The organism is Arthrobacter sp. 001422645 (assembly GCF_059816125.1).
On sequence record NZ_JCBANT010000007.1, the window covers coordinates 98,485 to 119,719 of the forward strand.

The 21,235-nt window shown below is 68.4% G+C and carries 15 protein-coding genes and 2 tRNA genes; 5 read left to right on the forward strand and 12 right to left on the reverse strand.

What is annotated here, in order from left to right:
- Nucleotides 1-31 precede the first annotated feature (31 nt).
- On the forward strand, nucleotides 32-1,084 hold the full coding sequence (locus tag AC6EUH_RS09505) for an EamA family transporter (protein ID WP_499738471.1): 1,053 nt from the start codon (nucleotides 32-34) through the stop codon (nucleotides 1,082-1,084).
- Between the two features lie 594 nt (nucleotides 1,085-1,678).
- Here the strand turns inward: AC6EUH_RS09505 and AC6EUH_RS09510 are convergent.
- The 4 genes from AC6EUH_RS09510 to AC6EUH_RS09525 form a co-directional block, all read right to left on the reverse strand.
- On the reverse strand, nucleotides 1,679-2,374 hold the full coding sequence (locus AC6EUH_RS09510; RefSeq protein ID WP_235500147.1) for a TetR/AcrR family transcriptional regulator: 696 nt from the start codon (nucleotides 2,372-2,374) through the stop codon (nucleotides 1,679-1,681).
- Nucleotides 2,371-4,419 (reverse strand): YhgE/Pip family protein, encoded by a 2,049-nt coding sequence (locus tag AC6EUH_RS09515; RefSeq protein ID WP_499738472.1) that lies wholly within the window; start codon nucleotides 4,417-4,419, stop codon nucleotides 2,371-2,373. Before AC6EUH_RS09515 ends, AC6EUH_RS09510 begins: the two co-directional genes overlap by 4 nt.
- Nucleotides 4,416-5,123: an ABC transporter ATP-binding protein gene (locus AC6EUH_RS09520; protein WP_499738473.1), complete on the reverse strand. Its 708-nt coding sequence runs from the start codon at nucleotides 5,121-5,123 to the stop codon at nucleotides 4,416-4,418. Before AC6EUH_RS09520 ends, AC6EUH_RS09515 begins: the two co-directional genes overlap by 4 nt.
- A gap of 103 nt (nucleotides 5,124-5,226) precedes the next feature.
- Entirely contained in the window at nucleotides 5,227-6,684 is a 1,458-nt protein-coding gene (locus tag AC6EUH_RS09525; protein ID WP_499738474.1) for a dihydrolipoyl dehydrogenase family protein, read from the reverse strand.
- A 108-nt stretch (nucleotides 6,685-6,792) separates the two neighbouring features.
- On the opposite strand from AC6EUH_RS09525, the gene AC6EUH_RS09530 reads away from it, so the two are divergent.
- Nucleotides 6,793-7,572: a FadR/GntR family transcriptional regulator gene (locus AC6EUH_RS09530; RefSeq protein ID WP_082492600.1), complete on the forward strand. Its 780-nt coding sequence runs from the start codon at nucleotides 6,793-6,795 to the stop codon at nucleotides 7,570-7,572.
- Between the two features lie 149 nt (nucleotides 7,573-7,721).
- Here AC6EUH_RS09530 and AC6EUH_RS09535 read toward each other — a convergent pair.
- Nucleotides 7,722-7,795, reverse strand: a tRNA-Arg gene (locus AC6EUH_RS09535).
- Nucleotides 7,796-8,070: 275 nt separating this feature from the next.
- On the opposite strand from AC6EUH_RS09535, the gene AC6EUH_RS09540 reads away from it, so the two are divergent.
- Complete coding sequence (locus AC6EUH_RS09540) at nucleotides 8,071-9,903, forward strand: phosphoenolpyruvate carboxykinase (GTP) (protein ID WP_499738475.1); 1,833 nt, start codon at nucleotides 8,071-8,073, stop codon at nucleotides 9,901-9,903.
- Nucleotides 9,904-10,161: 258 nt separating this feature from the next.
- Nucleotides 10,162-11,547: an FAD-binding oxidoreductase gene (locus AC6EUH_RS09545; RefSeq protein WP_056427299.1), complete on the forward strand. Its 1,386-nt coding sequence runs from the start codon at nucleotides 10,162-10,164 to the stop codon at nucleotides 11,545-11,547.
- Nucleotides 11,548-11,664: 117 nt separating this feature from the next.
- On the opposite strand, the gene AC6EUH_RS09550 is transcribed toward AC6EUH_RS09545, so the two are convergent.
- The 4 genes from AC6EUH_RS09550 to AC6EUH_RS09565 all read right to left on the reverse strand — a co-directional run bounded on the left by AC6EUH_RS09550 (nucleotide 11,665) and on the right by AC6EUH_RS09565 (nucleotide 15,439).
- The gene (locus AC6EUH_RS09550) at nucleotides 11,665-12,825 is read right to left on the reverse strand and encodes a globin domain-containing protein (RefSeq protein ID WP_056427296.1); all 1,161 of its coding nucleotides are present in this window, start codon (nucleotides 12,823-12,825) and stop codon (nucleotides 11,665-11,667) included.
- 190 nt (nucleotides 12,826-13,015) lie between these two features.
- Nucleotides 13,016-13,465 carry an RrF2 family transcriptional regulator gene (locus AC6EUH_RS09555; protein ID WP_499738476.1) on the reverse strand — a complete coding sequence of 150 codons (450 nt, stop codon included), beginning with the start codon at nucleotides 13,463-13,465 and terminating at the stop codon, nucleotides 13,016-13,018.
- Between the two features lie 20 nt (nucleotides 13,466-13,485).
- Nucleotides 13,486-13,887, reverse strand: coding sequence for a hypothetical protein (locus AC6EUH_RS09560; protein WP_156367532.1), 402 nt, complete (start codon nucleotides 13,885-13,887; stop codon nucleotides 13,486-13,488).
- Between the two features lie 133 nt (nucleotides 13,888-14,020).
- Nucleotides 14,021-15,439, reverse strand: coding sequence for a phosphomannomutase/phosphoglucomutase (locus AC6EUH_RS09565; RefSeq protein WP_499738477.1), 1,419 nt, complete (start codon nucleotides 15,437-15,439; stop codon nucleotides 14,021-14,023).
- 150 nt (nucleotides 15,440-15,589) lie between these two features.
- Here AC6EUH_RS09565 and AC6EUH_RS09570 point away from each other — a divergent pair, with 150 nt between their 5' ends.
- Entirely contained in the window at nucleotides 15,590-17,779 is a 2,190-nt protein-coding gene (locus AC6EUH_RS09570; RefSeq protein ID WP_499738478.1) for a RecQ family ATP-dependent DNA helicase, read from the forward strand.
- Here the strand turns inward: AC6EUH_RS09570 and AC6EUH_RS09575 are convergent.
- The 3 genes from AC6EUH_RS09575 to AC6EUH_RS09585 form a co-directional block, all read right to left on the reverse strand.
- Nucleotides 17,724-19,208: an MFS transporter gene (locus AC6EUH_RS09575; protein ID WP_499738479.1), complete on the reverse strand. Its 1,485-nt coding sequence runs from the start codon at nucleotides 19,206-19,208 to the stop codon at nucleotides 17,724-17,726. The two genes, AC6EUH_RS09570 and AC6EUH_RS09575, sit on opposite strands and share 56 nt — an antisense overlap.
- Nucleotides 19,209-19,232: 24 nt before the next feature.
- On the reverse strand, nucleotides 19,233-20,885 hold the full coding sequence (locus AC6EUH_RS09580; protein WP_499738480.1) for a phytoene desaturase family protein: 1,653 nt from the start codon (nucleotides 20,883-20,885) through the stop codon (nucleotides 19,233-19,235).
- Between the two features lie 131 nt (nucleotides 20,886-21,016).
- A tRNA-Ser gene (locus tag AC6EUH_RS09585) sits at nucleotides 21,017-21,104 on the reverse strand.
- Nucleotides 21,105-21,235 lie beyond the last annotated feature (131 nt).

Consider the following 21,235-nt stretch of genomic DNA (forward strand, 5'->3'; position numbering starts at 1 on the left):
GGAGCAGGTCCAAAACCGGCATAGTGGCAGTGTGAACCCTCGCCATTCCGCCCTGGCCCTGCTCGTCGCCGTGCTCTGGGGCGTCAATTTCGTCGCGATCGACCTTGGCCTGCACCCGGACGGGGCGCAGATGCCGCCGCTGCTGTTCGTGGCCATGCGGTTCATCCTGGTGGTCGTTCCCTGCATCTTCTTCATCCGCAAGCCCGACGTGGGCTGGAAGGCGATTGTCGGCGTCGGGCTGTTGATGAGCGCCGGACAGTTCGGCCTGCTCTACCTGGCCATGGCACTGGGCATGCCCGCGGGCCTGGCGTCGCTGGTCCTGCAGGCGCAGGTGCTGCTGACCGTGCTCCTCGCGGCGGGCTTCCTTGGCGAGCGGCCGAGCCGGCGGCAGTTCGCCGGCGTGGTGCTGGGCGTGGCCGGTCTCGCGGTGGTGGCCGTCGGCCGCAGCCTGGTGGCACCCGTGCTGCCGCTGATGATCGTGCTCGCCGCGGCGTTGTCCTGGGCGGCGGGCAACATCGTGGCCCGCAAAGCGAAGGCAGCGTCCGGGCTGGGGCTCGTGGTGTGGTCGGGGGCCGTGGTGCCGCTGCCTCTGCTGGGCCTGTCCCTGCTGGTTGACGGGCCGTCGGCGGTGGCGCGGGCCCTGGTGGAAGTCCAGCCCGTCACTCTGCTGAGCGCCCTCTACACGGCCATCTTCGGTTCCCTTGTGGGCTACGGAATCTGGAACCGGCTGCTGGGACTCTACCCGTCATCAGCCGTGGTGCCGTTCACGCTGCTGGTTCCGGTGGTCGGGATGACGACGGCGTGGCTTGTCCTGAGCGAGGTGCCGACCCCCGCCGAGGTGATCGGCGGGCTCCTGCTGCTCGCCGGGGTGGCGACGGCTGTGCTGCGCCCCTGGAATGTTCGAGCGATGGCCGGCCGGCGGCGGGACCGGCGGGCGCTGGATCAGCGGCGGGTCGACGTCCGTTCCGAGGGCCGCGCTGCAGGTTTTGGAGGGGACTTGGCAGTTGACGTCCCTCCGGCGGAGGACGCTGGCCGCTTGAGTCCCGAGGATGCCGCCCGCGGGGCGGGAACCCGGGCCGACTGAGACCCGGCCGTCTGGGACCTGGCCGGTTGGACCTGCCTGCCCGCCGCGGACCTCGGGGCCGGGCGCGGCGCGGCGGTCCGGGACGGTGCGCTCCTGGGGGCTGGGCGTCTCTGTGCAGGGCGCTTCGCGGCCGGCGTCGGGCGCCGTCGCGGCGCTGGGCCGGCGGTACGCGGACGCCTGCCCCGGCCCGGCAGGACAGTTCCGGCGACCAGCAGGAGCAGCGTGGCTGCGCCGAAGGCGGCGGCCAGGTAGAAGTAGAGATCCGGGTGCTCCGCATCCACACGGGTGGACAGCGCGTCCGGATCAGGGTTGAAGGCCAAGCCCCACTGCCGCAGGAACGCAATGCCGAAACCGATGAACAGGATGCTTCCGATTCCGCTGGCTGCCAGGGTCCGGTGCCGCCCGCGGATGACTACCTCGGCGACGCAGGCCACATAAGCCGCCGCGGCGGCCGCCAGAAACCACAGGAAGACGGTTTCGTGCAGTGTGATGCCGGTCAGCGCCAGGAGCGCCAGAGCGGCAAGAAACGCAGCGATGGCAATCTTGCCGCTGTTACCCATGTGGCCCATGTGAATCATCATCCCCGAGCGGGGGCTACTTCACGATGTAGCCGCGCATGGAGGCCATAATTGCCGTGACACTTTGCTCGCGGGTCCGCTCCGGGTTGTAAGTCTGCCGGTCCAGGCCCACCACGAAGCAGGCCCCGAAGATTGCGGTTTCCAGGCTGCCCCGGGACACCGCCGGATCCACCGGGTAGACGGCCGCCACACCATCGACCGCCGCGCCGATCACGGCGAGCAGCCGTCCGCGGAGTTCGGCGAAGGTATCCTGCCACTCGCTGGGGATCCGCCAGTTTTCGCTGACCCACAGCCGGGCAAAGGACGGATACTCGTCCATGAAGTCCATGGCCTGGCCGATCATTTCGTCCATGGCAGCGAGCGGATCCGCGGAATCGTCCCTGACGCTCAGCAGGCGGCCCAGCAGGATATCCACTCCGTGGCGCAGCAGCTGGGCGATCAGGTCCGATTTGCTGCCGAAGTTGTAGTACACGGTGCCCTTGGAGACCCCGGCGGCCGCCGCGATCTCATCGACCGTCACTCCTGCCACGCCGCGCTCGCCGATGAGCTCCATCGAAGCCTCGAACAGCTTCTGCTTGGTCGCGTTGGTGCGGGCCGGCCGGCGCTTTTTAGCGGTTTCCGCCGGCGACTCAGCCTCAGTTTCCACGGCAGTTTTCACGCCGGTCTTCACGCCTCCGGCGCCCGCCGTCGTGCTGTCCGTGCGGCTGCTCATACGGCGATCTCCGGTTTCAGGGTCTTCAGGGTCCAGTATTTGTGTTTCCGGACGGCCAGGGTGGACAGTGCCGTTCCCAGCAAAGTGTAGCCAAACAGCCCCAGCATGGTGGGCATGATGACGGTGAGGTCAGCGCCGTAGACCAGATGCCGCATGCCGTTGACCACGTACCCCATCGGCAGGAGCTGGTGCACCACGTGGAGCGGCTGGGGCGTTGTCTGCCAGGGGAAGGTTCCGCCGGAGGAGACCAGCTGCAGCACCAGGAGGATGAGCACCACGAGCTTGCCGGGGGATCCGAGCAGGGCGACGACGCCCTGGATGATCGCACTGAACGCCATGGCGGCGGCCAGCATAAGGAACCACATCAGCCAGGGGTGGGCGGGGTTGAGCCCCAGCCCCACGTCCACCACGAGCGTGAGCAGGCTCGCCTGGACGGCGGAGACGGCCAGGAACGGGAGCCAGCCGCCGACGGCGATCTTCCACGCCGGGGCGTTCGACGCCAGCGCGCGCTGGGTGATGGGCCGCATCGCCTGGATCAGCATAAAGACTCCGATCCATAGGGCCAGGGTGAGGAAGAACGGTGCCAGCCCGGCGCCGTAGGAGCCGGCTTTGGCCTGCGAGACGTTGCTGACGGCCACCGGGTCCGCCATCACCTTGGCAATGCTGTCCTTCTGGTCATCATTGGGGTTGGGGACCTGGCCGGCGCCCTTGGCGAGTTCAGCTGCGAGCGTCCCGGCGCCGTCGGAGGCGGTAGCCGCACCGTTTTCCAGCCGGGCCGCGCCTTCGTCGAGTTTTTGCGCGCCGTCGGAGAGTTTTCCGGCGCCGTCGAGTGCGCTCTGCTGTCCGGCGGCCAGGGTGGCGGCTCCGCCGGCCAGCTGGTCCGCGCCGGTGGACGCTTGGGTGATGGCGCCGCTGAGGGCGGGGGTGGCTCCGGCCAGCCGGGCCGCGCCCGCGCTGACGGCAGCGGACCCGTCCGCCAGTTGCTGGATCTGACCTGCAGCGGACTTCAGGGCAGCTGCGGGGCCTGCGGACGCGGGCGGAGCCGCATTTGCGTCGAAGTCCGCCAGGATCGCGTCCGCCTGGGCCGGGGTGATGGTCCCGGCGGCGACCAGCCGGCTGTTGGACGCAACCACCCGGCTGCGCTGTGCCTGGGCGACAGCCTGATCGGAGGCAGCCAGCTGGCCGGCCAGGCCCTGCACCTTGGTGTTGAGTGCGGCGTTGCCGGCCGCCACCTGCGCGGCGCCGTCCGCCAGCGTCCGGGTGTCGGCGGGCAGCGCGGCCGTCTTGTCTTCGAGCTGGGTCAGACCCGCGCTGAGCTGCCCGACCCCGCTGCTGAGGGACTTCGCGCCGTCGCGGAGCTTGAGCTGGCCGTTGTACAGATCAGCGGCGCCGTTCTTGAGATCGCCGGTGCCCTGATGGAGGGTGACCGTCCCGTCGTGGAGACTGGCCACCCCGTCGGCGAGCTGCCCGGCGCCGTCGGAAGCTTTGAGCATCTGGGAGTGGATGGTCCCGAAACCGGTGAGGAGCTGGTTGGCAGTTTCCTCGCCGACCTCGGTGGCCACCGTGGTGTGCACGGCGGTGGTGAGCTTGTCCACGATGGTGCTCAGCAGATAGTTGTTCGCGTCATTGGTGGTGACATTGAGCATGGCCCGGTTGGCGGCGTCGAAGCTGCCGGGCGAGACCAGGTTTGCCGAGAAATCCTTGGGGATCTTCAAGGCGAAGGCATACTTGCCCGTGCTGACGCCCTCATCCGCTTCCGCGGTGTCGGAGACTGTCTGCCAGTTGAAGACGTGGCCGTCCACGAGGCTGTCGGCGACCTTCCGTCCGGCCTCGAGCCGGGCGCCGTCGGCGGAAGTGGCGCCGGTGTCCTCCACCACGAGGGCCGCATCGATCTGGTTCAGCTTTCCGTAGGGATCCCAGTTGGCGTAGAGGTACACGGCGCCGTAGAGCAGCGGGACCATGGTCAGCGCCAGAATGGTGAGCCTGGGCAACAGGCCGCCGGTCATGCGTTTGAGTTCGGAACGGGCCAGCCGCAGCACAGTCACTTGGCGTCCTCACTAACAGGAGCCGTGGATACTTCAAGGGGTCCGGCGGGAAGATCTTCGGGGGGAAGGTCACCGTCGGAACAGGAGGCTGCATTGCCAATCGCCGCCACCCGGCCGGTCCAGCCCGCCGGGACGCTCATGACCGTGGCGACGACGGCGAGGGGCCGGCCGGCGTCGTATGCCAACTCCTCCAGCCGCGGCAGCCAGTCACCGGGATCGCCGTGGCGATCCGGGGAATCCACCACGAGCAGATCCGTCTGCGGGTTCGCCAGTGCGAGTGCCGTGAGCAGCTGGATCCGTCGGTCGGCGGGCAGCTGCTCGGTCCAGAGCCCGGCGATGTCCTCGAAGCGGTTGACCTTGAGCCAGGGCTTGCTGGCCAGCGGTCCGCGGTGCCGCCGCGGGATCAGGGACAGGTCCTCGGTGACCAAGTCACGGACGCTGAGGTGCTGCTCGGGTTCGTTCACACCGGGGGAGTCCACCACGGCGCTCGCCTGCCGCAGGGTCTTGATCCCCGGCCTCCCGTCCCACTCAACGTGGCCGGCGGAGGATTTGAGGCGTCCGCTGAGGGCCAGGGCCAGGGCCGTGCGCTGGTCCTGGCGGGTGCCGGAGACCAGCAGGAGATCCCCGCGCCGGACCTGAAGGGACGTGGCGGGCAGCAGCTTGTCCCGTCTTCCGTTCACGGAGAGCTGTTGGACGAGGAGCAAGGGGAGCCTTTCGCAGATGAATGTCTACAACAAGGCTAACTAAACTGACCGGTCAGTTCAAATAGTGTGATCAATCAGACCGCGGCCCGGTCCGTTGGCCTGCTTAGAGCCCGTACTCCTCGAGCAGCTTCAGCCAGACTTCACTGATGGTGGGGTAGGCGGGCACGGCATGCCACAGCCGGTCCAGCGGCACTTCGCCGACGACGGCGATGGTGGCGGCATGCAGCAGCTCAGCAACGTCTGGGCCGGCGAATGTGGCGCCCAGCAGCACGTTGCGGTCCTCGTCGACCACCAGCTGGGCCCAGCCCTCGTACCGTTCGGCGTGTAATGAGGACCCGGCCACCTGGATGGGCAGTTCGACGGAGGACGCCCGGACGCCGTCCCGCTCCGCCTGCCGCACCGTCCGGCCCACATTGGCCAGTTCCGGATCGGTGAACACAACGTTGGGCACCGCGTGGTCGTCGGCGGTCCGGGCGTAACGGCTCCACCGGGCGGCCCCACCCCTGAGTTCGCCCTTGGCCCGGGCGGCGATGGCGTCACCTGTGGCGCGCGCCCCGTACTTCCCCTGATGGGTCAGCATGGCCGTCCCGGCGGCGTCGCCCGCGGCGTACAGCCACGGGTCGACGTCGTTCCCGGCGGCGCCCGCGACGAGGCCGGTGGAATCGGTGCTGAGCCGGAGTTCTTTCCCCTCCGCGGCGGCGAGGCCAATGCTCTCCAGGCCCAGGCCCTCGAGGGCGGGGTGCCGGCCAGTGGCGACCAGGACTCTGTCCGCCGTCACTGTGGCGCCGCCCTCCAGTTCGAGGGTGAGGGAGTTATCGTCATTCTCGCGGACGCTGTTAGTGCTGGTCTGGAGGTGCAGATCCACGCCGTCCGCACGCAGCCCGGACGCTACCAGCGCGGCGGCCTCCTCCGGGAAAGCTCCCAGCAGGCGGCCGCGGGCCACCAGCGTCACCGATGCGCCGAGCCGGGCGAACGCCTGGGCGAGTTCGGTACCGGCCACGCCGCCGCCCAGGACTGCCAGCCGGCCCGGGATCTCGCGGACGGACGTCGCCTCCCTCGTGGTCCAGTAGTCCACGTCGGACAGACCCTCGACCGGCGGTACTGTGGGCGCGGACCCGGTGGCCACCACCACGGCGTGCCGTGCCGTGAGGACGTAGCTGTTGCCATCCAGTCCCGCGACTTCAACCATTCGGGTGTCCGTAATCCAGCCGTGGCCGCGGATCAACTCAATCCCGGCTTCTTCGACCCACGTGACCTGGCTATCGTCCTGCCAGTTGGACGTGAAGTAGTCGCGGCGCTTCAGGACGGCGGCCGCATCCAGGGTGCGGGTGACAGCTTCTTCGGCGCCGGGGACAGTCTGGGCGCCGTGGAGTGCGGTGCCGGGACGCAGCAGCGCCTTCGACGGCATACAGGCCCAGTAGGAGCATTCGCCGCCCACCAGTTCCGCTTCGATGAGCACTGCGGTGAGTCCGCCCCGCACTACGCGGTCCGCCACGTTCTCGCCCACGGCGCCGGCGCCGATCACAATGACATCGAATTCCCGCTCAAACTGTTCCGTCATGGCAAAAGCCTACGCCCGGAGCCATGACCGTGAACGTCCGCGCCGACCCTTTGCAGGACGTGGGACCACCGCTACTGTTGGGATCATCTTTTGGGGGAGGGGAAGGCGATGGCGCCAGGGATTTTGCCCGCAGGCGGACCTGCCGCGGGCAGCGCGGGCGCGGCTGTCGGCCGATCCCTGCCACCGGCGAGGTTCAGCGCGCAGGCCCGGCTGAAGGCCCTGCAGGCCGACATCATGGAACTCATCCTGGAGCGCGGGCTGGAAGCCGGGGACGCGCTGCCGACTGAGCATGAACTATCCGCTGAGCTGGGCGTCGGCCGGAACACCCTGAGGGAATCCTTGAAGGTCCTCCAGGCCCTGGGCGTGATTGAGATCCGTCATGGCTTCGGCATGTTCGTGGCACCCAGCAATTTTGATGCCCTGGCGGACGGGCTTACCTTCCGTGGCCGGCTATCGCTGCGGCATCACGGACAGGAGGCCTTGCAGCTCGTGGAGGTGCGGCAGGCGCTGGAGTCCGGGCTGATTGCAGGCGCCATGGACCTGATGACCCCGGAGGGCTTGCTGGCCGTCGAGGAATCCGTGCTCCGGATGGAAGCATTGGCTGGTTCGGGGGAGAGCTTCCTCGAGGCTGACGCCGAGTTTCACCGCAGGCTGTTCGAGCCGCTCAACAACGATCTGCTCGTCAGCCTGCTGGGCGTCTTCCGGGGCGTCTACCGGCGGCTTCAGATGGAGCTGGCCGGAGACGAAGGGCCCGGTCTCCCGGCGGCAGCCCTCCACCGGGGAATCTATGAGGCCGTCGCGGCCGGAGACAAGGTCCTCGCGGCCCAGCGGCTCAGTAGCCACTTTGACGGCATCCGCGGCCGGATCGCGGCTGCCGCGGGGGAGTAGGCACCGAGCCGCTGCCCGGGTTTCGCTACGGTTTGCGACCGACGCGGCCTGGATCCGGCACGCGCTTGTCCGAAACCGCCGCGGTTTTCCGGATCGAGCCGGAAAACAAAAGATCCGCACCGGCGGACCGGTGCGGATCTTTTTCTCTGTGCGCCCAAAGGGATTCGAACCCCTGACCTTCTGTTCCGTAGACAGACGCTCTATCCAGCTGAGCTATGGGCGCATTCTCAGTTCTTGGAACTTCTCGCTCCCCGAACCTCGAATTACTTTACGCGAGGTGGGGCCGCAGATACAAATCGAAACGGGTGTAATCTGGACTACTAGACCGGTCTACGTGACCTTAGTCACAAATTGTCGCCTTTTCGTGGCGGGTATTCCTTGGATTTCCGCGGTTTTCGATTTCCCGGCGCCCGGACGTCTGACATCTCGCCCCGATTTCGGGGGGTGATCTAGCCCTACATTTAGGAAACACCACTGAACCCGAGGAAGGGAACCGTAATGGGAGATCTGGCGCGACTGCCGTTGCTTGAAAAGGCACCCACCACACATGCCGGCCTGCTGGCATGGGTTGAAGAGGTAGCCGAACTGACCCAGCCGGACCGGATCCACTGGGTAGACGGCTCCGAGGACGAGAACACCCGGCTCACGGACGAGCTCGTCGCCGCGGGCACGCTGACCCGCCTGAACGAGAAGCTGTTCCCCAAATCTTTCGCGGCATTCTCCGACCCCGCCGATGTGGCCCGCGTCGAGGAGCAGACCTACATCTGCTCCGAAAACGAACGCGATGCAGGCTTCACCAACAACTGGATGGCCCCGGCGGAGATGAAGGAGAAGCTGCGCGGACTTTTCAGCGGCTCCATGCGCGGCCGCACCATGTACGTCATCCCGTTCGTCATGGGCCACCTCGACGCCGAGGATCCCAAGTTCGGCGTGGAGATCACGGACAGCGCCTACGTGGTCGCCTCCATGCGCATCATGGCCACGATCGGCACCGAAGTCCTGGACAAGATCACCGCCACGAACGCTTTCTTCGTCCCCGCCCTGCACTCCCTCGGCGCACCGCTGGCCCCCGGCCAGGCCGACGTCGCCTGGCCCTGCAACCCGGACAAGTGGATCGTGCACTTCCCCGAAGAGCGCTCCATCTGGTCCTTCGGTTCCGGCTACGGCGGCAACGCCCTGCTGGGCAAGAAATGCTACGCCCTGCGCATCGCCTCCGTCATGGCCCGCGACGAAGGCTGGCTTGCCGAGCACATGCTCATCCTCAAGCTGACCTCGCCGGAGAAGAAGAACTACTACGTCTCCGCGGCCTTCCCCTCCGCCTGCGGCAAGACCAACCTCGCCCTGCTGGATCCGACCATCGAGGGCTGGAAGGTCGAAACCCTCGGTGACGACATCACCTGGATGCGGATCGGCAAGGAAGGCGAGCTGCGTGCCACCAACCCGGAGGCCGGCCTGTTCGGTGTCGCCCCGGGCACCGGCTGGGGCACCAACCCCAACGCCATGCGCGCCATTGCCAAGGGCCACAGCATCTTCACCAACGTGGCCCTCACGGACGACGGCGGTGTGTGGTGGGAGGGCATGACCGAAGAGACTCCCGCGCACCTGACCGACTGGCAGGGCAACTCCTGGACGCCCGACTCGGACCAGCCTGCTGCCCACCCGAACTCCCGGTTCTGCACACCGATCTCCCAGATCGACATGCTGGCCGAGGAGTACTTCAGCCCGGACGGCGTTGAGCTCTCCGCGATCCTGTTCGGCGGCCGCCGGAAGACCACCATCCCGCTGGTGACCCAGTCCCGCACGTGGTCCAACGGCGTGTTCATGGGCTCCACGCTGTCCTCCGAGACCACAGCGGCTGCAGCCGGCCAGGTGGGCGTGCTGCGGCGGGACCCGATGGCCATGCTGCCGTTCATCGGCTACGACGCGGGCGACTACCTGAACCACTGGGTCAATCTCTCCGCCAAGGCCAACCAGGACCGCCTGCCCAAGATCTTCCTGGTCAACTGGTTCCGCCGCACCGCCGACGGCGGCTTCGCGTGGCCCGGATTCGGTGACAACGCACGCGTCCTCAAGTGGGCTATCGAGCGCATCGAGGGCAAGGCGGACGCCGTCGAGACCCCCATCGGCTACGTGCCAGCGCCCGGCTCGCTGGACCTCACCGGTCTGGACCTGACGCACTCCCACGTGGAGGATGCCGTCCGCGTGGACCGCGAGGAGTGGGCGGCCGAATTGGCGTCCATCGAGGAGTGGTACGCCCAGTTCGGCGACTCGCTCCCGGCGGCCCTGCGCTCCGAGCTCGACGGCCTGAAGGAACGCCTGGCAGCCCAGTAGCAGCCAGCTGACAGCACGACGGCGGCCCCGCACCTTGCGAAAGGTGCGGGGCCGCCGTCGTGCAACCGACGAGACTTTTCCTGGCGAGCCGGCCGCAGGGGACTTAGGTCCCTAGACGACCCCAAAGTCGGCGCCCTAGGCTCAAGCGCATTCATCAGCCGGGCCGTCCGCGGACTGGAGCGGGTGCTGGGGACCAGCCACACGTGCGCCGCCGCGCCCCCGACCTGCTCGCAAACCGCGAGACCTCAGGAGCGCATCATGCTTGTCACCGACGACATCCAGGCCCTGTCCACTGCCGTCAGTGGCACTGTCGCGTTGCCGGACAGCCCCGAATTCGCGGCCGAGACGTTCGCGTTCAACGCCGCAACAGTCCACCGGCCCGACGTCGTCCTCGGGGCCCAGAACGCACAGGATGTCGCTGCCGGGGTGAAATGGGCGGCAGAACGCAGGCTCCCGGTGGCGGTCCAGTCCACCGGGCACGGCGCCGACTCGGTGGTGACCGGCGGCCTGCTCATCAACACGCGGCGCCTGCAGGCGCTGCAGATCGATCCGGTTGAACGCACCGCACGCGTCGGGGCCGGCGTGAAGTGGCGCAGCGTCCTGGAAGCCAGCGTGCCGCTCGGGCTGGTCGGACTGCACGGTTCAAGTACCGACGTCGGCGTCGTCGGCTACACGGTTGGCGGCGGGCTTCCGGTGCTGGGGCGCGCCCACGGCTTTGCGGCGGACCATGTCCGCAGCATGGAGGTCGTGACCGCCGATGGCGCGCTGCGCCGGATCGACGCCGAGGCCGAGGCCGAGCTGTTCGCGTTGATGCTCGGTGGCAAGGGCAACTTCGGGATCGTCACCGAACTCGAGTTCAGCCTCTTTCCGCTGGGTGAGTTCTACGGCGGCGGCATCATCTATCCGGGCGCCGATGCGGCACTCATCCTGGCTGCCTTCCGGGAGTGGCTGCCCACGCTGCCGGATCACGCCTCACCCTCGATCTCGCTGCTGCGGCTTCCGGAGATGGAGTTCGTCCCCGCGCCGCTGCGGGGCCAGTTTGTGGTGCACCTCCGCTTCGCCCTGATGGGGAACCGGGATGCCGGCGACGCGCTGCTGGCCCCGATGCGCGCCGTCTCGACCCCCTTGATGGATACGGCCGGGCCCATGAACTATCTCGACGTTGACCAGATCCACATGGATCCGGCGGATCCGCTGCCTTTCATGGCCGGTGGGGCGCTCCTACAGGATCTCGGCGAGGAGACTCTCGCGGACCTGCTGCAGCTCACCGGCGAAGGCTCCGACTGTCCTCTGCTGCTCGTAGAAATCCGGCCGCTGGGTGGAGCATTGGCCCGCGCCGGGGTGCTGCCGAACGCCGTGTCCGGGCGGGACTCGGCGTTCATGCTCTTCCTGCTCGGGTTCAAGATGCCACCGGTTGCCGAGGAAGTCGCCGCATCCATCCGCGGCGTCCTGGCTGAGATGGCTCCCCACTCGACGGGTTACACGCTGGTCAACTTCCATGGCGAGCCTGGCGATGAGGCTGACCGGGCGAGGGCGTGGTCGCCCGCTGTCTACGAGCGGATGAGGGCCGCGAAGACCAGCTACGACCCGGACAACCTACTGCGCTTCGGCCACGCGATCACCGGGGCGCCTCCCGCGAGTTGAGCCGTGCCGGGCCGCTTTGCCGGATTAACCACGACGGCGGCCCCGCGCCTCGCGAAAGGTGCGGGGCCGCCGTCGTGCCTTGTGCTTCCTGATCTGCCCACCGGCCGCGCCGGGACCTTAGCTGGCGAGCCAGATGTCCGGGCCGAAGACCTCGTAGTGGATCTTGGTGGCCGGGATGCCGGCGTTGATGGCCTCGTTGCGGATGCTCTTCATAAAGGGCAGCGGGCCGCAGAGGTACAGCGAGGCGTTGGCCGGCAGGTCCACTTCGCGCAGGGTCATAAAGCCCTCCTTGGTTCCCTCGACCGGCCGCTCGAGCCAGAGCTGGAGGTCGGCGCCGTCGAGGCGCTCGACGTCGTCGGTCATCTGGGAGCGCAGCGCCCAGGACTCCAGATCGCTCTCAGCGTGCAGGACCAGGACCTGGCGGTCCGAGCCGGAGTCCGCGAGGGAGCGCAGGATGGACGCGGTCGGCGTGCAGCCGATGCCGGCGGAGGCCAGGACAACGGGGCCTTCGCCGTCCTTGAGGGTGATCTCGCCGTAGGGGTTGGAGATCTCAAGGATGTCGCCCACCTGGACGTTGTTGTGCAGGACGGGGGAGACTTCGCCGCCGTCGTCCTTCTTGGTGGTGAAGGTGCGGCTGGTGCCGGCCTCGCCGGACAGCGAGTACTGGCGGACCTGGCGCAGTCCGTCCGGAAGGGTGACCTTCACACTGACGTACTGGCCCGGGAGAGCGGGGGTGATGGGGGTGTCGTCGGCCGGTTCCAGGGTGAAGGTCACGGAACCGGTGCCGGCGGCCGTCTTGGCGGCGACCCGCCACGGGCTCCACATCGTGCTGTTGGCCTGGGCGGCGTAGAGGCCCTTTTCGAGCTTGATCAGTGCGTCGGCCATCAGCCAGTAGACCTCGGTCCAGGCCTCGGCGATTTCCGGGGTGATGACCTCGGCCAGATCCTCCGCGATGGCGGCGAACAGGTGCTCATAGACCACCTGGTACTGCGGTTCGGTGATGCCAAGGGAGGCGTGGCGGTGGGCGATGCGGGCGAGCACCGTCTCCGGCAGTGTGCCGGGGTTGTTCACCAGGTGGGTGGCGAAAGCGGCGATGCTTCCGGCCAGTGCCTGCTGCTGGTTGCCGTTGCGCTGGTTGGAGCGGCTGAAGAGCCCGTCCAGAAGTTCCGGGTGCGCGGCGAAGAGGCGGGCGTAGAACTTGGGGGTGATCTCACCGATCCGAGATCCGACCAGCGGGAGGGTGGCCTCGATGACGGGGAAGGACTTGTCCGAGAGCATAGTGACTCCTGAGATAGTGGCCCGGGGTCTGCACCTGGGCCGACGAAAATACATGCATTTCAAATACAAGTATTTATACCTCAGTTCTACATGGCGTAGAAAACATCTTCAAATCGAGGTGTTTCCCGGGCGTGGCGGGTGGTGATTTTGCGGGTCGCCCGGCCGGGCCTGGGCCCGGCAGGGTTCCGGATCAGAGTCCGGGGCGCAGGCCGATCGCCTGGAACACCGGCGCCATTTGCCGGGCGGTCGGCAGGGACGCGACGACGATATTGTCCAGTTCGCTGTAGAAGGCCTCGCGGGCGCGGGCAAGGGCTCCGCGGAGGCGGCATTCGGTGATGAGCGGACAGGTCCCGCCGGCGCCGACGCAGTCGGCGGGGTCCGTGCGGGTGTCCAGCTGGCGCAGGAGCTGCCCGACGGTGGCGACCCGCCCGGCGCTGCTGAGCCGGGAGCCGCCGTGCCGGCCGCGCTCGACGTCGATCATGCCCAGCTCACGCAGCTTCGCCATCGCCTTACTGACGTGGTTGTACGGCGTCGCCACGGCGTCGGCGATGCTCTGGGTGGTGAGGAGGCCGCCGTCGGGCGCGGCTGCGAGCACCATCATGGCGCGCAGGCTCACGTCCGCGAAGGCATTGATCTTCATGGCACCAGTTTACGGCCGGTCTAGTCCACCCAAACGCCGGGCTCGTTGGTATCCGCGGAGAGCTCCCCGAATTCCAGCTCGCGGGTCGCGGGGTTCGCTGCGTACGGCAGGACAGCGGCAAACAGGGAGCCGTCCCGGTGTTCGGCGGCCACGTGGATGGCGTCGGAGGCTTCCTCCAAGAGGGTGATGTCACACACGATGGCGGCGGCGCGGAACTCGTCCCGGTGCTGGCGCAGCAGTTCCGTGAGGTCGCTGATCATAGAATCCGCGTCAAAGTCCGCATCAGCGCCCTCGGCCGCGTCGGCGGGGGTGACGGCCACCAGCCGGACCTCGCCGTCATTCTCGACGACGAGGGCGAACGGCAGGAACCCGCCGTTGCGCTCCAGCTGCTCCTGGGCGGCACCGACACCGGTGCCGAGCAGATTCTCTAGGTCAGTAGCGCTGGCCTCCGGGACGCTGCTGCGCCAAGACCCAGCAGTCTCAGTAGTCTCTGCAGTCTCAGCAGCCTTAGCAGGGTTCTCGGTTGCGGCCTCCGCCGGCAGTTCCGACACGGGCCTAGCCCCGGACCAGTGCCAGGACGCGGTCGCGGACGCGCTCCATCGTGGGCAGGTCCGTGGCCTCGACGTTCAGGCGGAGGAACGGCTCGGTGTTGGAGGGGCGCAGGTTGAACCAGTAGCTGCCGTCGGTGGCGATGAAAGTGCTGCCGTCGAGGTAGTCCACCTCGACGTCCTCCGTGTGGAAGTCATGCCGGACGCGCTCCACGGCGGCCGCCTTGTCCTCGATTTCGGAGTTGATTTCACCCGAGGACAGGTACGGCTCGTATTCGCGGCCCAGCTCGGACAGCGGACCGTCCTGCTCGCCCAGGGCGGCCAGGACGTGCATCGCGGCGAGCATACCCGTGTCAGCATTCCAGAAATCGCGGAAGTAGAAGTGCGCGGAGTGCTCGCCGCCGAAGATAGCGCCCTCGGCGGCCATCACCGCCTTGATGAACGAGTGGCCCACACGGGTGCGCACGGCCCGGCCGCCGTGGCTTTCCACCAGTTCGGGGACAGCGCGGGAGGTCAGCAGGTTGTGGATGACGGTGGGGGTCGCCTCGCCAAGGCCCTGGGCACGGGCAATCTCGCGGCGGGCCACCATGCCTGTGATCGCGGACGGGGAGACGGGTTCGCCCTTCTCGTCGATGACGAAGCAGCGGTCGGCATCGCCGTCAAACGCCAGCCCGATATCTGCACCGTGCTCGACGACGGCGGCCTGCAGGTCGCGCAGGTTTTCCGGCTCCAGCGGGTTGGCGGGGTGGTTCGGGAAGGACCCGTCGAGCTCGAAGTACAGCGGAATGATCTCAAGGGGAAGCTTGGGCAGCAGGGCATCACCCAGGACTGCCGGAGTGGTGAGGCCGGCCATGCCGTTGCCGGCGTCCACTACTACCTTGAGCGGGCGGGTGCCGCGGAGATCCACGAGGCTGCGGAGGTATTCGGAGTAGCCCTTCAGGACGTCGTGGACGCCGATGAGGCCGCGGGTGGGGGCAGCGGGGATGGACCCGGCATTGAGGTATTCCTCGGCGCGGGCCTGGATTTCCTTGAGCCCGGATTCGGAGGAGATCGGCTCGGCGCCGGCCTTGGCCATCTTGATGCCGTTGTACTCGGCGGGGTTGTGGCTCGCGGTGAAGGTGGCTCCGGCTGCATTCAGCGACCCGCAGGCGTAGTAGAGCTCGTCGGTGGAGATGAGGTCGAGCAGCTGGACGTTGGCTCCACGCCCGGCGGCACCGTTGGCGAAGGCCTTGCTGAACTCGGGGGAGGACGGGCGCATGTCGCCGCCGACCAGCACCGTTTTGCCCTCCAGCTGCAGGACGTCGACGAATGCCGCGCCCACCGCTTCGACGATTTCCGCGGTGATGGATTCGCCCACAATGCCGCGCACGTCGTAGGCCTTGAAGGAGGCGGAGAGGTCAAAAGTCCTGGTCTGGTCGATAGTCACCCGTCTATCTTACGGGGAAGCCGAATCTGGCTGTCGAGGAGCGCTGACGGTGCGCTCCTGCCGCCGGACCGCCGCCGGATCCGCTGTGATGGTCCACATAGCGGTGCCCTTCGCTTCGTGGCTGTCGGAGGGGGCTGGGATACTGAAGCAATGGCCAATAACCAGAACGCTGCAGTCCTGTCCGCTTCCCCCGCCGCATCCGACGGCGTGCCGGGGACCCGGGAGCAGGCCCAGGAAGTCCTGCGCGAGCTGGTGGGGCATCCGGCCGCGGAGTTCCACGACGGCCAGTTTGAGGCGATTGAGGCGCTGGTCGACGGCGGCCGGCGGGCCCTCGTGGTGCAGCGCACCGGCTGGGGAAAGTCGGCCGTGTACTTTGTCTCGTCCCTGCTCCTGCGGCGGCGCGGTGCCGGGCCCACCCTGATCGTGTCCCCGCTGCTGGCCCTCATGCGTGACCAGGTGGCCGCCGCGGCGCGGGCCGGGGTCCGGGCGGTGGCCATCAACTCCGCCAACCAGCTGGACTGGGACACCGTCCGCGAACAGCTCGCAGCAGACGAGGTCGATGTCCTGCTGGTCTCGCCGGAGCGGCTCACCAACCCCTCCTTCCGCGAGAACCAGCTGCCCGAGCTGATCCGCCGCACCGGGCTGCTGGTCATCGATGAGGCCCACTGCATCTCCGACTGGGGCCACGATTTCCGCCCCGACTACCGGCGCATCGCGGACCTCATCACCCAGCTGCCGGACTCCGTCCCGGTCCTGGCCACCACAGCCACCGCCAACTCCCGGGTGGTCCACGACATCGAGGAGCAGCTCGGCGCCGGAGTGCTGACCATCCGCGGCGCCCTGGGCCGTGAGTCCCTCCGGCTGGGCGTGCTGAGCCTGCCGGACTCCCGCGACCGGCTCGGCTGGCTGCTCACGCACCTGAAAGATCTGCCCGGCAGCGGAATCATTTACACCCTTACGGTCTCCGCGGCCGAGGACACCGCACGGCTCCTGGCCGAGGCTGGCCACGAGGTGCTTGCCTACACCGGACGCACCGACCCCGCGGACCGGGAACGGGCGGAACAGCTTCTCAAGGACAACCAGGTCAAGGCCCTCGTCGCCACATCCGCCCTCGGCATGGGCTTCGACAAGCCGGACCTCGGGTTCGTGGTGCACCTCGGGGCGCCGTCATCCCCGGTGGCCTACTACCAACAGGTCGGCCGTGCCGGCCGTGGCGCCGCCAACGCCGACGTGCTCCTGCTGCCCGGGTCCGAGGACCGCGACATCTGGCAGTACTTTGCCACCGCGTCCATGCCCTCGGAGGAAAAGGCCGGTGCCGTGCTGACCGCCCTCGCCGACGCGGGAACGGCCGTGTCCACGGTCGCTTTGGAGGCGCGCGTGGACTTGCGGCGGACGCCGCTGGAGCTGCTCCTGAAGGTGCTGGCGGTCGACGGCGCCGTCGAGCGTGTGGGCGGAGGCTGGCGTTCCACCGGCCAGCCGTGGACCTACGACGCCGAGCGGTACAGCCGGATCGCGGAGGCCCGGGTGGATGAACAGGACTCCATGGTGATCTACCAGGACACGGCGGGCTGCCGGATGGAATACATCACCTCCGTCCTCGACGACGAGACCGCCCGTGCCTGCGGCCGCTGCGACAACTGCGCCGGCCAGTGGTTCCCGGCAGACATTGCCGCCTCGGCCACCGAAGCCGCCGGCCAGACACTCAGCCGCGCAGGGGTGCCGCTGGAACCGCGGCTGCAGTGGCCCAGCGGCATGGACCGGCTGGGTGTACCAGTGAAGGGCAAGATCAAGCCTGAAGAAAGCGTTGCCGGCGGCCGCGCGCTGGCGCGGCTCACCGACCTGGGCTGGGGCGGCGCCCTGCGCGAAGCCTTCGCCGCCGGAGCCCCTGACCGCACCGTGGACCCCGGCATGCTGCAGGCGTGCGTCCAGGTGCTGCGCGAATGGGGTACCGGCGATTCCCGAACTCCCGGCTGGAGCGGGGCAGGCCGGCCCGCCGCGATCATCAGCGTCCCGTCCCGCGGCAAGCCCGCCCTGGTGGACTCGCTGGCCCGCGGCATCTCGGAAATCGGCCGGATCCCCTATCTGGGGCAGTTGCAGCTCGAACACGGCGGACCGACCGGCGGGCGCGGCGGCAACAGCGCCTACCGGCTTGCCGGCGTCTGGGACCGACTGGTGGTGGGGCCGGAGCTGGAGGCAGCCCTGGCCGGGATCCAGGGCCAGAGTGTGATGCTGATTGACGATCTGGTCGACAGCCGCTGGACCGTGACCGTCGCCGGCCGCGCCCTCAGGCTCGCGGGCGCCGGCGCGGTGCTCCCTCTGGTGCTGGGCCAGGCCGGCTGACCTCGGCTCCGGAGTGCCGGGGCAGCGTCAGGCTGTCCAGGGTGCTCAGGAGCATGATCACCGCAATGGCCAGGAACGCCGCCCGGTAGGGTGCCACCGGATCCCCGGCGGCGGCAGAGGCATTGGCACCGACACCGTCCAGCAGGGCTCTGGCCTCGAAAACCCGGATCAGCAGCGCCCCGATCGCGATCCCGGCCGCCGTCGCGAGCTGCACAAGGGTCGCGGAAACGGCGTTGGCGGACGGCAGCTGGGCGGGCACGACGTTGGCGTACTGCACCGAGGCGTAGGCCGAGAACCCGATGGACCGGAAGGCGCCGCTGGCCACGAGCAGTGCGAAGATCAGCGGTTCCGGAGTGCCGGCGTCGAGCATGGCGCACAGCGCAAAGGTGACCGCCGATGCCAGCGAGGCGAACACGAGGACCGGTTTGAAACCGAAGCGCCGGATGAGCGGGGTGGTGGCCGGCTTGATCCCGATATTGCCAATGAAGACCGCTGCGACGAGCACCCCGGCGCGCAGCGGATCCCAGCCGAAACCGTTCTGGAACATCAGGGGAAGCAGGAACGGCACCGCACTGATGGTCAGGCGGTAGATGAATCCGCCGGTCGCCGTGGAGCGGAACGTCCGGGTGGAAAAGACGCCCAGGTCGAACAATGGTGGCCGGGCCCGCCGCATCCACCAGGCTGCAGTGCTGAGGAACATCAGGCCCGCGGTGATGCCGATGGCCGCCAACATGCCGGCCTCGCGGCCGCCGGCCAGCTCCAGCCCTACCATCACGGCCCCGACCCCCAGGGTGGTGAGGGCCAGGCCCAGCCAGTCCAGGCGCCGTTTGGCGTCGCCCGCGGTGCAGGGGACCAGCCGCAGCGCCGCGACGAACGCAGCGAGTCCCAGCGGGAGGTTGATCAGGAAGATCCAGTGCCAGGACAGGAGGGTTGTGAGCGCGCCTCCCACCAGCGGGGCGAGGACCGGTGCCAGCAGTCCGGGCCATACCAGATAGGCCGTGGCCCGGAGCAGATCCTTCTTCGCCGTCCCGCGGAGCACCACAAGGGTGCCCACCGGGACCATCATGGCGCCGCCTGCGCCCTGCAGCACCCGGGTCAGGGTCAGCATGGTGAGGTCCTGGCTGAGCGCGCACAGCAGTGAGGCCACCGTGAACACCGCAATGGCCAGGCAGAACACCCGCCGCGCCCCGAGGCGCTCGGCCATCCAGCCGCTGAGCGGGATCCCCATCGCCACCGTCATCAGGTACGCGGTCATGGTGATGCTGACGTCCGCAGAGGGCACCGAGAAGTCCGCTGCGATGCTGGGGATGGCGGTGGTCAGGACGGTGCCGTCCAGGAACTCCATAAAAAACGTCGCGGCGACCAGCAGGGCCAGGCGCGGACTCCACGGGTCCGCGGCGGCGTTGGAAGGCGGCGAGGGTTCACTCATTCAGGGACCTCCGCGGCACCACGCTCAGCTCTGGGAAGGCGTGTCGGACTCCAGCACCGCCATGGCCGCGTTGTGCCCGCCGATGGCGCTGACGGCACCGCCGCGCCGGGCGCCGGAGCCGCAGAGCAGTATCTGCGGGTCATCCGTCGCCACCCCCCAGCGCTGCGCCGGGGTGTTCAGGTGCGCGTTGTCCTCGACGAAGGGCCAGTCGAGGCCGCCGTGGAAGATGTTGCCCCGCGGCATGCCGACCGCCCGTTCGATGTCGAGCGTGGTCTTGGCTTCGATGCAGGGCTGTCCGTCCGGGCCGGTCAGCAGCAGCTCTTCGATGGGTTCGGCCAGGACCGAGTTCAGCGATTTCAGGACGGCCGCCTGCAGCTCCGCCCGGCGCTGTTCGTTGTTCTCCGGTGTGATCAGCCGGTCCGGGACGTGCAGGCCGAACACTGTGAGGGTCTGCGCGCCGGCGGCCTGCAGTTCAGGCGACAAAATGGTGGGGTCCGTGAGGGAATGGCAGTAGATCTCACAGGGCAGCGGGTCGGGGATGGTTCCGGCCGCGGCGGCGAGGTAGGCGGCGTCCAGCTGCGACCACGTTTCATTGATGTGGAACGTCCCGCCGAAGGCCGCTTCCGGGCTTACCGTTTCATCCAGCAGCCGGGGGAGCCGCTTCAGCAGCAGGTTCACCTTGATCTGGGCACCCTCCCGGAGATGGTTCGGGTTCCGGGTGGCGTGGGGTGTTGCCTGCGGGGCGGTACCGCCGGACGCGGCGGAATTCCGCAGCCGGTCCAGCACCACCGGGGCCACGTTGGCGAGGACCCAGGATGCGCTGGCCGTGTGTTCCGCCCCGGCGTGGCGGTAGCTGACCACACCTCCCGGGCGGACGGCGGTGACGTCCGCGGACGTCAGGATGGTCGCCCCCGCCTCGCGAGCGGCGCGTTCCAGTTCCCCGGACACCGCGCCCATGCCGCCAATGGGCACATCCCAGTCGCCGGTGCCGCCGCCCACCAGGTGGTACAGGAAGCAGATGTTCTGCTGCAGGTCCTCGTCGTCGGCCCGGGCGAACGTGCCGATCAGGGCGTCGGTCAGCACCACGCCGCGGACCAGGTCGTGCTGGAGCGACTTGGCGATGACGTCCCCGATGGGCCGTCCGGTCAGGGCGTCCCATGCCGCCCCCGCGCCGGCCCGGGCTGCGAGGTCTTTCGCTTCGGAGCGCGTCGGCAGCGGCGAGGTCATGGTGGGCCACAGGGCCTCGGTGAGCTGTCGGAAGCCGGCGTACAACTCGGTGAAAGCCTGGAATTCGCCGTCGGGTGCCCCGACGGCGGCGAAGGAGGCGGCGGTGGCCGTGTCGTCCCCGTTGTCGATCAGCAGGGCACGGCCGCCGTCGTGCGGGTCGGGGGTGTAGGACGAATACCGGCGCCGCGCCAGCCGGATGCGCAGGCCCAGGTCGTCAATGACCTGCTGCGGGAGGAGGCTCACGAGGTAGGAGTACCGCGAGAGGCGGGCGTCGACGCCGTCGAACGCCTGGGCGGAGACCGCGGCTCCGCCGGGGTGCTCAAGTTTTTCCAGCAGCAGGACCGTCCGTCCGGCTTTGGCCAGGTACGCTGCCGCGGCCAGGCCGTTGTGGCCGCCGCCGACGATGATGGCGTCAAACGCGCTGTTGCTCGACAAGGGGTTGCTCGACATGGGCCCATCCTGCCATCCGGACCCCCGGTACGGCGTCAGGTGTCCGGCCTCCGGACGTGCCGCTAACCCCAGAGCCCCGCAAAAGTCCCCGGAAACGCAAAAGACCCCGGTCCAGGGACCGGGGTCAAACGCGGAGACGGGGGGATTTGAACCCCCGGTGGAGTTGTGCCCCACACTTCATTAGCAGTGAAGCCCATTCGGCCGCTCTGGCACGTCTCCAATTGCTATTAACTAGCCAACCAAGGATACGCAGAAGGTGCCATGCAGTGCAAAACGGCCAATGCGGAGTCAGATCGCGTCCTTCCCGGGCCGGAGCATGGGCGTGACCTGACCCCGCGTTGTCCACGGGG

Coding starts and splice junctions, on each gene's coding strand:
- AC6EUH_RS09510 (WP_235500147.1), bottom strand. CDS start 2,374: ATGAGCAGCCGCACGGACAGCACGACGGCGGGCGCCGGAGGCGTGAAG.
- AC6EUH_RS09525 (WP_499738474.1), bottom strand. CDS start 6,684: ATGACGGAACAGTTTGAGCGGGAATTCGATGTCATTGTGATCGGCGCC.
- AC6EUH_RS09530 (WP_082492600.1), top strand. CDS start 6,793: ATGGCGCCAGGGATTTTGCCCGCAGGCGGACCTGCCGCGGGCAGCGCG.
- AC6EUH_RS09540 (WP_499738475.1), top strand. CDS start 8,071: ATGGGAGATCTGGCGCGACTGCCGTTGCTTGAAAAGGCACCCACCACA.
- AC6EUH_RS09545 (WP_056427299.1), top strand. CDS start 10,162: ATGCTTGTCACCGACGACATCCAGGCCCTGTCCACTGCCGTCAGTGGC.
- AC6EUH_RS09550 (WP_056427296.1), bottom strand. CDS start 12,825: ATGCTCTCGGACAAGTCCTTCCCCGTCATCGAGGCCACCCTCCCGCTG.
- AC6EUH_RS09555 (WP_499738476.1), bottom strand. CDS start 13,465: ATGAAGATCAATGCCTTCGCGGACGTGAGCCTGCGCGCCATGATGGTG.
- AC6EUH_RS09570 (WP_499738478.1), top strand. CDS start 15,590: ATGGCCAATAACCAGAACGCTGCAGTCCTGTCCGCTTCCCCCGCCGCA.
- AC6EUH_RS09575 (WP_499738479.1), bottom strand. CDS start 19,208: ATGAGTGAACCCTCGCCGCCTTCCAACGCCGCCGCGGACCCGTGGAGT.
- AC6EUH_RS09580 (WP_499738480.1), bottom strand. CDS start 20,885: ATGTCGAGCAACCCCTTGTCGAGCAACAGCGCGTTTGACGCCATCATC.